Annotated in this window: 17 protein-coding genes; all 17 read left to right on the plus strand. The window is 26.5% G+C overall.

The annotated features are described in order from the left end of the window. Window positions 1–152 precede the first annotated feature (152 nt). The 17 genes from J3S90_RS14190 to J3S90_RS14270 all read left to right on the plus strand — a co-directional run bounded on the left by J3S90_RS14190 (window position 153) and on the right by J3S90_RS14270 (window position 13279). A complete protein-coding gene (locus J3S90_RS14190; RefSeq protein WP_210646736.1) occupies window positions 153–1004 on the plus strand; it encodes a tetratricopeptide repeat protein in 852 nt (283 codons plus the stop codon). A 182-nt stretch (window positions 1005–1186) separates the two neighbouring features. Next, the gene (locus tag J3S90_RS14195; RefSeq protein ID WP_210646737.1) at window positions 1187–1573 is read left to right on the plus strand and encodes a hypothetical protein; all 387 of its coding nucleotides are present in this window, start codon (window positions 1187–1189) and stop codon (window positions 1571–1573) included. A 313-nt stretch (window positions 1574–1886) separates the two neighbouring features. After that, window positions 1887–2381: a hypothetical protein gene (locus J3S90_RS14200; RefSeq protein WP_210646738.1), complete on the plus strand. Its 495-nt coding sequence runs from the start codon at window positions 1887–1889 to the stop codon at window positions 2379–2381. A 194-nt stretch (window positions 2382–2575) separates the two neighbouring features. Then, on the plus strand, window positions 2576–3880 hold the full coding sequence (locus tag J3S90_RS14205) for a hypothetical protein (protein ID WP_210646739.1): 1305 nt from the start codon (window positions 2576–2578) through the stop codon (window positions 3878–3880). Window positions 3881–4597: 717 nt separating this feature from the next. Next, window positions 4598–4888, plus strand: coding sequence for a carboxypeptidase-like regulatory domain-containing protein (locus tag J3S90_RS14210; RefSeq protein ID WP_210646740.1), 291 nt, complete (start codon window positions 4598–4600; stop codon window positions 4886–4888). 165 nt (window positions 4889–5053) lie between these two features. Then, window positions 5054–5434, plus strand: a complete 381-nt coding sequence (locus J3S90_RS14215; RefSeq protein ID WP_210646741.1) for a hypothetical protein — start codon at window positions 5054–5056, stop codon at window positions 5432–5434. Window positions 5435–5600: 166 nt separating this feature from the next. After that, window positions 5601–6050, plus strand: a complete 450-nt coding sequence (locus J3S90_RS14220; protein ID WP_210646742.1) for a DinB family protein — start codon at window positions 5601–5603, stop codon at window positions 6048–6050. Window positions 6051–6226: 176 nt separating this feature from the next. Beyond that, window positions 6227–6418: a hypothetical protein gene (locus J3S90_RS14225; protein ID WP_210646743.1), complete on the plus strand. Its 192-nt coding sequence runs from the start codon at window positions 6227–6229 to the stop codon at window positions 6416–6418. A gap of 2 nt (window positions 6419–6420) precedes the next feature. After that, complete coding sequence (locus J3S90_RS14230; protein ID WP_210646744.1) at window positions 6421–6792, plus strand: hypothetical protein; 372 nt, start codon at window positions 6421–6423, stop codon at window positions 6790–6792. Between the two features lie 164 nt (window positions 6793–6956). Continuing rightward, on the plus strand, window positions 6957–7796 hold the full coding sequence (locus J3S90_RS14235) for a carboxylesterase family protein (RefSeq protein ID WP_188051466.1): 840 nt from the start codon (window positions 6957–6959) through the stop codon (window positions 7794–7796). A 274-nt stretch (window positions 7797–8070) separates the two neighbouring features. Next, window positions 8071–8922 (plus strand): alpha/beta fold hydrolase, encoded by an 852-nt coding sequence (locus J3S90_RS14240; RefSeq protein ID WP_210646745.1) that lies wholly within the window; start codon window positions 8071–8073, stop codon window positions 8920–8922. Beyond that, window positions 8922–9392 carry an RNA polymerase sigma factor gene (locus tag J3S90_RS14245; RefSeq protein ID WP_210646746.1) on the plus strand — a complete coding sequence of 157 codons (471 nt, stop codon included), beginning with the start codon at window positions 8922–8924 and terminating at the stop codon, window positions 9390–9392. Before J3S90_RS14240 ends, J3S90_RS14245 begins: the two co-directional genes overlap by 1 nt. Then, complete coding sequence (locus tag J3S90_RS14250) at window positions 9382–9981, plus strand: hypothetical protein (RefSeq protein ID WP_210646747.1); 600 nt, start codon at window positions 9382–9384, stop codon at window positions 9979–9981. The genes J3S90_RS14245 and J3S90_RS14250 overlap by 11 nt, the downstream gene beginning before the upstream one ends. 52 nt (window positions 9982–10033) lie before the next feature. Continuing rightward, on the plus strand, window positions 10034–10543 hold the full coding sequence (locus J3S90_RS14255; protein ID WP_210646748.1) for a hypothetical protein: 510 nt from the start codon (window positions 10034–10036) through the stop codon (window positions 10541–10543). A 298-nt stretch (window positions 10544–10841) separates the two neighbouring features. Beyond that, window positions 10842–11672 (plus strand): DKNYY domain-containing protein, encoded by an 831-nt coding sequence (locus J3S90_RS14260; RefSeq protein WP_394369413.1) that lies wholly within the window; start codon window positions 10842–10844, stop codon window positions 11670–11672. Between the two features lie 78 nt (window positions 11673–11750). Beyond that, a complete protein-coding gene (locus J3S90_RS14265; protein WP_210646750.1) occupies window positions 11751–12416 on the plus strand; it encodes an MraY family glycosyltransferase in 666 nt (221 codons plus the stop codon). Window positions 12417–12463: 47 nt separating this feature from the next. Then, the gene (locus tag J3S90_RS14270) at window positions 12464–13279 is read left to right on the plus strand and encodes an alpha/beta hydrolase (protein ID WP_210646751.1); all 816 of its coding nucleotides are present in this window, start codon (window positions 12464–12466) and stop codon (window positions 13277–13279) included. Window positions 13280–13304 lie beyond the last annotated feature (25 nt).

A 13304-nucleotide genomic window follows, 5' to 3' on the forward strand; every position in this document is an offset into this window, starting at 1 on the left:
CTCCTGTTAGTGTTCATATAAAGGCTAACATTCCATACAAATCCTATCGTAGGAATAAAGAAATTATTTATCTAAATTTGAATTGAAAACACAGTAAAAATGTGTCAACCTATTTCAGGACTTTACACCAATCAACTAAAAAACAACATTCTATGAAATACATTTTAATTCTTTTTACATTTTTCTCAATTAATTTAACAGCACAAAATATTCTGAAATTTGACAAAAAAAATACTGAATGTGAAGACAAATGGATTTCATACCAAATAGACAAAGACAGCACGTATGTTTTCGGATTTATTTACATTGATTCAGAAGCGGGATTAACACTAAACTATGAAGGGAAATTTAAAATTGATAATAATGGTAAATTCAACAGAATAGAAAGTGAAACTAAAAATGAAGTTGGCTTTATTAAGGTTAGACTTGAACCAAGCAAAACTGCAATTGCTGAAATACCTCAATCAAAATTTAAAGAGCTAAATATTGATAAAACACCAAGTTGGTTAAAATCATATAAAACTGATGAGAATTCAGTAAACAGATTATTTCGTTGGGGTTATATATATAACGGTTGGAACGAGTGTGAAAAAGCTTTAACATTTTTAGAAAAAGCAGAAAAAATAGATTCAAAATTTAAAGGCTTGCAAACTGAATTAGCATTTTCTTATAATGCTTTAGGAAAATTCGACAAAGCTGAAATATCATTAAAAAAATCAATTGCAGAAAACCCAAAAGAATGTTACACATATAAAGAGTTAGCTTACACTTATACAAAACTTGTGAATTTTGAAAAAGTTGTAGAAACATATACAACAATGACCAAAATATGTACAGAGCAAAACTTCATTCAAGAAACCGCTTATAATTTAGCTTACGAATATTTTAAAATAAAAGATAAGACTAAATTTAAAACGTGGAAAACTGAAGCAGAAAAATGGTCGAAATCTGAAAATAAGTACACAAAAAATTTAATTATTATGGAAACTGAATTGGATAAATAAAAATACAACTGCTAACAGCCTTTTGACGAGATTTGGGTAATTGGCTGAATTTAAAGATGGTTTTGTGCTTGGAAAATTTGTGTTTAATGGAAAAATGTCGCGTCTTTACTCCACAACCTCGCCAAGCGTCAAGACGTTATAGCCAACGCCCAAAAAATCGAAATTCTAATTGAAAATATAAAATGGTAGAAAGAATAAAAATAAAATTAGAGCTTACAAAAGTGGACATGGCTTCTGAAATTATTAGTTGGTTTTTAATTATTTATATTTGGATTTTGACAATTACAAACTACTTAAACTTTCCTGACATAATTGCAACACATTACAATGATGCAGTAGATACCGACGAACTTGTCGAAAAATGGATTATTTTTACTTTACCATTGGTTGTGACAGTTCTATTTGTTGGAATGACGATCTTAAACAAATTTCCTCACATATATAACTATCCAATCAACATAACAAAAGAAAACGCATTTACACAATATACAAACGCAACACGACTGATAAGATATTTGAAATTAATTGTCGTTGTTGTTTTCGGACTTATTGCGCTTAAAGCAATTTAAAATATAAAATTAGAAGGACTTGGAGTATGGTTTTTACCATAAATATTTGGATTGATTTTTACTCCGCTAACTTATTTAATAATGTAAGCATTTAACACTAGAAAATTAAAATAAGAATAAGCTCTGGCTATAACAGCGGTTTTGCAAGATTGCGAAATAAGTGCAAAATTCAAGTTTATCTTTCGCAAGAAATTTTATATTAGCAGAAAAATCTCGGTTCCGAAGTTCGCAACCCCGCAAAGCCGCAAACGTTGGCTTTAATTATAAAAGACGAAAAAACTAGGTGACAAAAATCAACAAAATATTTAAATGGATGAACACTTATACTGCTACAATTGCAGTAGTTAGCTTTGGAATGTTTTTCTTTTATCACGAATTTGAAAGACCTAAACTAAATACATCAAATGACATCTTGCAATTAGAAGGGAAAGTTATAAACTATTCATTTAAACTCAAACCAAGTTTCAAATCAACACTCAAACAATATTACATTTGGCTTGAGAATTATCCTTGTGCTTTCCAAATTAAAGCAGACTTCCTTTCATATTTCTATCAAACAGAATTTGAAAATGAAGTTAAAATAGGAGACAAAATAACATTATCTATCCCAAAAGAATTTCAAAGCCAAATTTGGGACAGAAATAAGAATGTTTTTATTCTTTCCGTTTCTAAAAATTCAACTACTTTTTTAAGCCTTGAACAAACTATTCCAGAAGAGAATAGCAATTTTGACATTTATGCGGGATTATTCTTTGTAACTGTTGGTATTGGTTATTATATTCTAAAGAAAAAGAAAGTCATAACGTAGAGAAGTTTATAAATAAAAATAACTACCGCCAACAGCGGTTTGCAAAAATGGGGAAATATGTGGTAAATTCACGTTTATCTTTCGCAAGAAATTTTATCATAGCCAAAAATAATCGGTTACGAAGTTCGCCAATTAATGAAGCCGCCAAGACGTTGGCAGACAGTTTGCCCCAAAAAACCGAAAAACATCAATAAATGAATGAAATATTACCTATTATTCTTTTTTCAATAATTATTCTCTTTATTGAAATATATTCAGAAACACATTTGAAAAATTATGGAAGATTTATTGAGCGTATTGTATATTTATTTAGCATAAAAACACTATTTAATCTTTTTAAGTTTAGTGTTTTATTTAGCACCATATATGTTTTGTTAAATTTAGACAAATCGAAATTTTTATCAGAAATAATAAATGACAAAATAATAAATATTGACACCAAGAACTTTGCAGTTTATTTTGTTCCTTCTGCAGTTTTTTCAATAATAGTAATAATAACAAACTCTAAAGAACTTTTTAGACAATTAGAAGATTACTCTATTGACAACGAAACATTAAATAAATTTTTCGCAAATATTAAATATATTTTCTTTAGAAGTATATCTTATTTAGTAACTCTTTTTATATTTAAATACACTATAGAATATATAATTAAAATCAATATCAAATTAAATGAAAATAATTTATTTGTATTTGATTGGTTAAATATTACTTCAAGCAATGTAGACAATTACAACAAAGGAGTATATTTTTCATTAATATTAACCATTATCATTTTTTTTCTTTTCAATAATTCCTTTATTAAAAAAAATAGTGGAGATTGGGAATATCGAGAAATAAAATTTGATTTCATCAAATACTTCTTCATTACAATAATTTTAAGTCTTGGATTATTTTTTGGTTTTTTCTCAATATTTAATGGGTTTTATAATTTAGTTAATTCAAATTTATCAACTTGGATTACAAAAGAAAATGTATTAGGAATATTACCAATAAGGATTTCCTCTTTATTAATTGTAATATATTTATTGTCATATATATACAAAGAAGTCTTAAATAAAGATATTATATCATTTCTTCTTATTGGAATATTGCCTATAAGAACAATTAAAAATTATAGAGGAAATATAAATTTTGAAAAACACGAAACATTATTCTTTTCGCAAATTTCTTTTTACATCATAAATATTGCTCTAGCAGAATTTTTTATAATAACTGGGTACAAAAACATCTTTTTAAGCATATTGAATTTTGCAATTCTATTTATATTAGATGATTTCAAAATTATTAATGATTACTCACAAGGCTTAAAAAAAGTTTTAACATCTCATTTTGTTAGAGTTTGGATATTTAACTTAATTATGTTTTCTGTTGCATTAATTTTGCTATCTGAAAAAGGTTATTATATTATTTTAACGACATATTTAGTTTTTACTTTCTTACTATTTAGATATTATTTTATGAATTTCAGATTTATCAACTTACAAAACAAAATATAAAAAACTACTGCCAACAGCCGTTTGCCAAGATTGGAGATTTAGTGGAATTAACGTTTTTTATCATATCTTAGTTTAGCAGAATATACTCTGCTTTAAAGTTCCATAACTCGCCAAGCGCCAAGAAGTTGGAGGAGATTTTGAATCCACCAAAAACGTAAATTCAACAACATTTTAAAAATATAAATTATGATAAAATTTTGGATAATTGCAATATTGATTTTTATTCCTTCAACATATATACTGTCGAAATTTACATTGAAAGAAAATAGAAAAGAAACAGGTGAAAGAATTTGGAGATATGGAAACGGAAGGTCTACATATTGGCGTATTCTCACTTTGTGCAGTTTCGGAATAACAGCTGTAATAATGCTTATTTTTTATTGGATAGGAATTTCTATCGTGTAAAAATAAAATTATTTCACATTTAATGTTAATGGAGAAACATTTAAAATTGAAAGGATTTGTAGGTATAAGTGAACAAAATTAAATGAGGATTATAAGTGAAAAATGAAATTATTTTGCCTGAAAATAAAACTAAATATAAAAACTACTGCCAACACACCTCTCGCATAATTTGCGGATTTAGCGGTATTACCGTTTTTTATCGTATTTTCATTTAGACCAAAATACCCGTGTAAATCGCAAACTGCGCGAGGCGTGAGAACGTTATCTGTCATTTTACCAAAAAATGGAAAATTCAAAAACATAAAACAACGAATGAAAAAAATAAAATTAACACTACTATTTATTTTAATTACAATTAGTTTTCAAGCTCAAAAAATTTCGGGGAAAATTTTAGATGAAAATAACAATCCTATTTCCGAAGTTAGAATCGGAATTGAAAACGAAGAAATTGGAGATGTAACTAACAGCAATGGAAATTATACAATTAACTTAACTAACATTGACGAAAACAAAAATGTAAAAGTTCTAGGCTCTGAATACGATATATTCACTATTGAGATTTCTGACTTTATCAAATCTAAAAATTATAATATTATATTATAGAAAAAAAACATACAGCTTGAAACAGTAGTAATCAACTCTAAAAAATATGTTCATAAGAATTTCGGAACTTCAAATTCTACAAAGCGGTATAGCACATTTGATTCCAATGACCCAAATGATGTTAATCGTGAAATTGCCATAAAAATTAAAAACAAAAAGAAATTAATGATTAAGAAACTAAACATTAATATTGTTAATTATAAAATTGAAAAAACGGCAACATTTATTTTTGATATACAAGGTGATAAAAATGGATTTCCAGATGATAAACAATTTTTAATTAATGAAAATCTACAATTAACAGTTAATGAAAATGATATAAAGAACAACAAAGTATCCTTAGATGTATCTGACAAAAATATTTGGACTGATAAAGATTTTTATGTAACAGTTAGAATAGCAGAAGACTTTAAAGGCAAACTCACTTTTGCAGGAAATATTTTTGCGTTTTCAAAAGATACTTATTACAGAAATTATTTTGGGGAATGGAAGAAATTTTCAGTTGGAGAACCATCAATAAATGTTGATGTAATTTTACAAAAATAAAAAATACTGCCGCTAACAGCGGTTTGGTAAAATGTTGGGTTTAGTGCTAAAATCAAGTTCATTTTTCCTAGTGAAATTTAGTGCCAAATTGAACTTAAGTAATTATAAATCATAAACTTGACCAAGATGTAACCTATTTTGGGAGATTTTAAAAAAAACCGAAAAAATGAAAGAAGAATTTAAAGAACTGTTCGAATATAATTATCATTTTAACGAGAAATTAATTAAAATTATTTCTGAAAACACTCAAAGTGTTTCTGCAAAGATTTTTAAATTACTGAATCACTTAATTAACGCTCAACAAATTTGGAATGCAAGAATAAAAAATGAAAAGGAATTTGAAGTTTGGCAAATAAATAATTGGAATATAATTGAAAATATTAATAAGGAAAACTACTCAAAATCATTAAATATTATTAATGAAATAGATATTGATAACATAATTGAATATACAAATTCAAAAGAAATTAAATTCTCGAATAAAATTAAAGATATCTTATTTCACATAATTAATCACTCAACTTATCATCGTGCTCAAATTGCAACTGAGTTAAAAATTTGCGGAATTGAACCAATTAATACTGATTATATTTTTTACAAAAGAAAATTGGAGTAAAAAGAAACCTCGCAGGAACCGTTTAGCAAAATGGCGGGTTTAGTGCTAGAATCAAGTTCAGTTTTCCAATTGAACTTTAGTTCAAAATTGGAAGTTTTGTACTTTGATTTCCGCCATATCGCATAGCCGAGAAGTTTTAGCAGTAATTTGGGCAAAAAAAACAGAAAATTGTGAATATGAAAAATCTAATTTATATTATTAGTTCATTTATTTTATTCTCTTGCAATGGACAATCAAATATAAAAAAAAATGAAATTATTGAGAATAAAAATGATGAAACTAATATTACAGTAACATTACCAAAAACAAATCTTCGTGAAATTCCTAAAACTTGGAAAAGTTTAAATGCAATTAAAAAAAATGGATAAAATTGGAAAAAGACAAAGATGGTTATCTAATTTACGAACCTTGTGACGGAAATACTGAAAACATAAAATTTGAAAATTCAGGTATTGTTATAAACTATAGAATTGAAAGCCAGAAATATAATTATGAAAAATTCACACGAATAACTGGCAATGACGCTTTTAGACTTGATGCAGGAAATGCAGAAATGAGAAAAAGCTTTGAGATTCAAGCTAAAATAGTTGATTATAAAAATGGAATAGTTTTATGGGATTTTGATGGAATAAAATGGTTTATGACACCTAAAGAAAATTATGCAAAATTTAGAATAATCAAAAATAAATGTAAAACTGAAAAGATAAAGGAATTAGATTTTTTGCCAATTGAAAATTATTAATAAAAAACTACTGCCAACAGCCTTTACAATATGTCTAGGTTTTAGGCTTAATTTAAAGATGGTTTTGTAGTTGTAAAATTTGTCTTTAATGGAAAAATCTCGCATCTTTAATTCCTGACCTTGCCAAGCGCCAAGATGTTATCTGTCATTTTAAAAATAATCTCGTGAATAGAAATATTTTCATACAAATATTGTTTTTTAATTTCCTTTTTTCATCTCCTAGTTTAACTTTTGCTCAAAAGAAAGAATTCCGAGATACCAAAGTAGATAGTTTGACTTTTTTAAATAATAGAAAACAACTAAATAATTTAAATACCGAAATTTTTCAAAAAAAAATATTCACAAAAGGTTCTGTAGAAATTCCATACAGAATATTGACTCCCAAAAATAACAATAAGAAACAAGAGTTTCCTTTAGTTATCACTTTTCATAATTCATCAAGAATAGGATACGATAATGAAAATCAACTTGAACCATTTGCAAAAATATGGTTGAGAGATGAAATATATAGTAAATATCAATGTTATGTTATAGCACCACAATTCAATAAACGCTCTTCAAATTATGAGAATAACGTTGATAACATTCAAACTTCAATACCTTCAAATGATGTGACTGAAATATTGGAATTAATTAAAAATGTTGAAAAAGAATATAAAAATATTGATAAGAATCGAATTTATTTAATAGGTTATTCTATGGGTGCTTCAACTGCACAAAATCTACTAAATATGAAACCAAATAAATTTGCCGCTATAGTTTCGGTTGCTGCGGTTCCTGATTTATCAAATTTTAAAAAATATAAAAATAAAAATATATGGCTAATTCACGGAGAACAAGATATTGAAAATCCATACATTGGAAGTGTTGAGTTTTATAATAAATTATCCTCAGATAAAAATTTGACTTTCACAACCTTCAGAAATCTCAATCATAATAATATAGTTATTCCATTCTTGATAACCGAAGAAATTCCAAAATGGCTGTTTGAAAAACATAAATAAAAAAACTGCTACTAACAGCCGTTTGGCGAGATTGGGGTTTTAGGCTGAATTTAAAGATGGTTTTGTACTTGGAAAATTTGTGTTTAATGGAAAAATTTCGCGTCTTTAATCCCAAACATCTTGTAGCGCCAAGACGTTAGCGGTAATCCTGAAAAATCGCAGGAGATAATAAGAAATATCCTCTTATAAAAATATATTAAGAGAAATGTAACATTTTGAACATACTTGTATCTAAAAGGCAAATTAGTAAATTAACCATTTAAATTTTAGAAAAATGAACAAGTACAAAATTACAATTATCACACTCTTATTTACAGTCTTAAGCTTAAATGTCTTTGGACAGAATAAAACGTATTTTTTTGAAATTCAAAAAAATGGACAAGGAAAACAAGCTATTATTTTCATACCAGGTTTTGCTAGTTCGGGCGAGGTTTGGAATGAGACAAAAACAGAATTTGAAAAAGAATACATTTGTTATACTTTAACAATGGCAGGTTTTGCAGGTGTAGAACCACAAAATAATTCAACCTTTAAAAATTGGGAAAATTCAATTGTAGATTTTATTAAAGATAACAAAATCATAAGTCCTATTCTAATTGGACATAGTATGGGTGGTGGTTTAGCATTGGCTATTGCTTCAGATTATCCTGATTTAATAAGCAAAATAATTGTAGTGGATGCACTTCCTTGTTTGCAAGCATTATCAAACCCAAGTTTTAAATCAAAAGAAAAAAATGACTGTTCTGCAGCTGCAAACCAAATCACTGCAATGACAGATGAACAATTCTACAATATGCAAAAATTGTCTATTCCAAGACTTTTAGTAGATTCAACAATGCAAGAAAAAGTGGTAAGTTGGAGCGTGAAATCAGATCGAAAAACATTTGCAGAAATGTACTGCGATTTTTGGAATACCGATTTGAGAGAGAAAATAAAAAATATAAAATGCCCCAATTTGATTTTATTAGAATCTTACTTTGTAAATATAAAACCAAGTATTGAGGAACAATACAAAAATTTAAAAACAGCCAATTTACAATATGCTAATAAAGGATTGCATTTCATAATGTACGATGATAGCGAATGGTATTATGCACAATTAAAAAAATTCTTAACAACGAAATAATGATATTTGAAGAGATATATAATACGTATTGGCAAAAAATATTTCGTTTGTGTATGGGTTATGTAAATGATAATGATATTGCTCAAGATTTAGCACAGGAAACTTTTATAATTGTATGGCAACAATTACCAAAATTCAGAAATGAATCTAATATTGGAACTTGGATATTTAGAATCGCTTCCAATAATTGTTTACGACAAATTGAAAAAGAAAAAAGAATTATAAAAACTGAATTGCCCATAAATTTAAAAGAAGAAAACCAAGAGTCTATTGAACCCAAAATTCAAATGCTTTACAAATTTATTTCTGAATTGCCTGAAACGGAACGTATCATTATTTCTTTAGAATTAGAGGAAATAAAACAAGCCGAAATAGCTAACATCGTTGGTCTCTCAGAAGCAAATGTAAGAGTTAAAATTCATAGAATAAAAGAAAAATTAATGCAAAAAATTAAAGAAAATGAACAATAATGATATAGACTTCGCAACTATTTGGCAACAACAAAAAGTGAATCAACCTAATATTGAAGAATTATTGAACAAATTAAAACAATTTAAAAAGTCAAATTTACAAAAACTTATTATTTCTAATATTTTACTTCTTGCAACAAGTGGATTTATTATTTTTATTTGGTATTATTATGAACCACAATTTATAACTACAAAGATCGGAATTGTTTTGACTATTTTAGCAATGGTTGTATTTGTGTTTTCTAATAATAAACTACTTTCTGTTTTTAATAAAATTGACAACACTAAAAACAATAATGAATATCTACAAAGTTTATCTGAATTAAAAACTAAACAAAAATATATGCAAACAACAATGTTAAGTTTTTATTTTATAACATTATCACTTGGCATTTGTTTATATATGTACGAATACAGTTCAATAATGACTACTGGCTGGGCTATTTTTGCATATTTTATTACATTAACGTGGATTGGATTTAATTGGTTTTATATCAGACCAAAAATCATCAAAAAACAACAAATAAAACTTGACGAATTAATAAGTAAATTTGAAACTGTAAACAAACAGCTAAACGAAAAAGAATAAAGGTTTAGCGCTAACAGCCGTTTGGCAAAACGTTAGGTGCAATTATAAAAAAATGGAGAATATAAAAGAAAATTTAAAATATATAATATATTGGACTATAATTTTTATTGTTTCAATTTCAATGATTATATATGGAATTGCAAAACCTATCCAATTTGCAAATTTTACAAGTTCAACAAATATCAATCTATCCCAAGGTCATAAACTTATGTGGAGTTTTTATTCATACTCCTTAACTTATCCAATTATTATTGGTGTTTTTGAAATTATTGGTGGAATTACTTTACTATTTTACCGCACAAGAATTTTAGGTTGTATACTTTTAACAGTTATACTTTCAAATGTAATTATTCAAGATTTCGTTTATGAAGTAACAGCATTAAATTCCGCAATATTCTACCAAGTTTTAGTATTAATTATAATATTCTTTGATTTTAAAAAGTTAAAAAATATATTAGTAGAACTATTAAAATTTCAAAATAAAAAAAAGAATCTAATTTTATTGATTATTGCATTATGTATTGCTTTAATCATTAAATATTTCGAAACAAAAATATTATAAAAAAACTGCATATAGCCTTTACAATATGTTTAGTTTTTAGGCTCAATTTAAAGATAGTTCTGTACTTGAAAAACTTTTATATAATGGAAAAATCTCCCTTATTTAATCCAAAACATCTTGTATAACAAAGACGTTAGCGAAAACTACAAGAAAAATCGAAAAAATGACAGTAAGACAAATAATAATTATAGTTTTCACAATTTCGATTTTAACTAGTTGCAGACGTGGATACAAAATTGAAAATGGTAAAGTTTACTAGGAATATTGGAATGAAGGAAGCGGACAAGGAAAGCAATTAATTAAACAAGCTGACGCAAAGACATTCCAAGAATTGAATTTTGACTGTGATTGTGACTTCGAATTTGGAAAAGACAAAAACCACTTGTTTATAAACGGACAAATTATTAAAAATATTGACCCAAAAACATTTCAGTTTATAGGAAACTATATTTTCAGAGATAAAGATTCAGCTTATTTTTTTGGATTTTATGACAATCTTAATAATTGCCTCATAAAAGGAATAAATCCTAATAAAATAAATTTATTAAAATATCCGTGGGCAAAGGCCGGTAATATATTAATTCACGGAAAAGATACTTTAAGTATTGATGATATAAATAAATTTATTCCGCTTGATGCTGATTGGGGAAAAACAAAAAAATATATAATTAATAAAAATCAAATTGTATTTGGCGCTAACATTGAAACTTTTAAAATTATCAGTAGTTTTGAAGGAAAGGATAAAAATTACAATTACGAATTTGGTTTTATTAATGAAGATGAATTTAAAAAAACAAGTTATAAGACATTTGATTTTGACAAAAAAGATTTTTGCGACTATGAACCTCTAGTATTGGTTGATATATATGATAAATTTGAATCATATGTAGAAGACAAAAATGAAAGAATTGAAATAGTGGAAAAACTAAAACTAAAGGGATTTACTATAAATAATATTAAACACTCCAATTGGTTAGGAGAATCTAAAATTATTAGAGTTTCATTGACAAACAAAAATTGTAATTGCAATGTTGAAAAGGTTTTACGTTATGATTATTCAAAACCTCGTGAAACTGACAAAATGTTCAAAGTAACAGAAAGAATAAATTGTAAACAGAAAGAAAAGTAGAACGTAAAATACAGGCCATAACAGCCGTTTTCCAAGATGAAAATAAATTATTCTTATTTTTAAATCTAACCCTAAATTATGATTAAAAATGTAATACTTATTGCAATATCATTGACTGTTCTCTATTTTTCGATAGAAGATCATGGATATATGTTCATTTCAGTACCAACTTTTATGATGCTATCGTATTATTTTTGCGATCTTTCTTTAAAAATAATTTATAAATATACTATCACTCCAAAAAAAGATATCAATATACAGTCAATCCTCTTTATTGGACTTGTTCCGATTATATTTTCTTTTAGAGATTATGATTTTACGATAGAAGGATATTTTTTATTTTGGAAATTAGCCTTTATTAGTATACTATTTAGCTTAATTACCATTTTAACGTTGAGCCAATTTTACAATTTCAAAAATGATAAAAAACTTGAGAATATTATAGCTATAAATATTTGTTTTAGTCTATTAATTCCTGCCATCGGAGTGATGATCAACAAAAATATAAGTTATGAAAAAGAAAGAAAACAACTAATAGAAATCTATTCTAAAGATATTAGAAATGATAGATATGGTGAATCATATTATATCAATTTTAAAACGAATTATAATACTGATGAAAGTGTAGATATAAGCAAAGATTTTTATAATTCTATAACCCAAAATCAAATTGTACTGATAACCTTAAGCAAAGGAATACTGGGTTACGATTACATAAAAAAAATAAAAAAGGCAAGAGAATAAGAAATAGTGTTAAAGTTTAATAACAAACCATCTAAAAAATAAAAACCATGAAATTAATTTTTTACACCGTTATACTATCCTTAGTTTTTATAAGTTGTACAAATTCTAAGGAAAATAAGGATTCAATTCCTGTTCATGACGAATTTACAATACAATCTAAAGAGGTTGGAGAAAAAAGAACCATTAATGTTTGGACACCTCCAGAATATAAAACTAACACAGATTCTTTACCCGTACTATATATGGCTGACGGTGGAATTATCGACGAAGATTTTCCACATATTGCTAATACAATTGCGGCCCTTATTCAATCAAAAAGCATTCCTCCAATGCTATTAGTTGGAATTGCAAATACACAACGCAGAAGAGATTTAACTGGATTTACTGCTGTTGCAAAAGATAAAGAAATTGCGCCAATTGTTGGTGGTTCTACCAAATTTAGAGCATTTATAGAGCAAGAACTTTTTCCTGAAATAAACAAAAGATATAGAACAACGAATCATAGAAGTATAATAGGAGAATCATTATCAGGACTTTTTGTCGTAGAAACATTTTTTGTAAAACCAGAGATGTTCGATAATTATATTGCATTTGATCCCTCATTATGGTGGAATAATGATTACTTAGTAAAAACCGCAAAAGAGCATTTAAAAAACTTTCCAAAAACCGAAAAAAAGATTTGGTTTGCTAATTCAAAAGAAGAAACAATAGCTCCTTTTACAAAAGAATTAGCTGAAATTTTCAAGAATGAAAAAATTTCTAACTTAAACTGGGAATATTCATTTGAGGATAACGAGCAACACAATACTATTTTTAGAGCTACAAAAGTAAAAGCACTAAAATGGACGTTTGGTAAAAAATAAAATCTTTTAATTAGTAATATACTAG

The sequence above is a fragment of the Flavobacterium flabelliforme genome (assembly GCF_017948675.1).
GTDB lineage: Bacteria > Bacteroidota > Bacteroidia > Flavobacteriales > Flavobacteriaceae > Flavobacterium > Flavobacterium pygoscelis.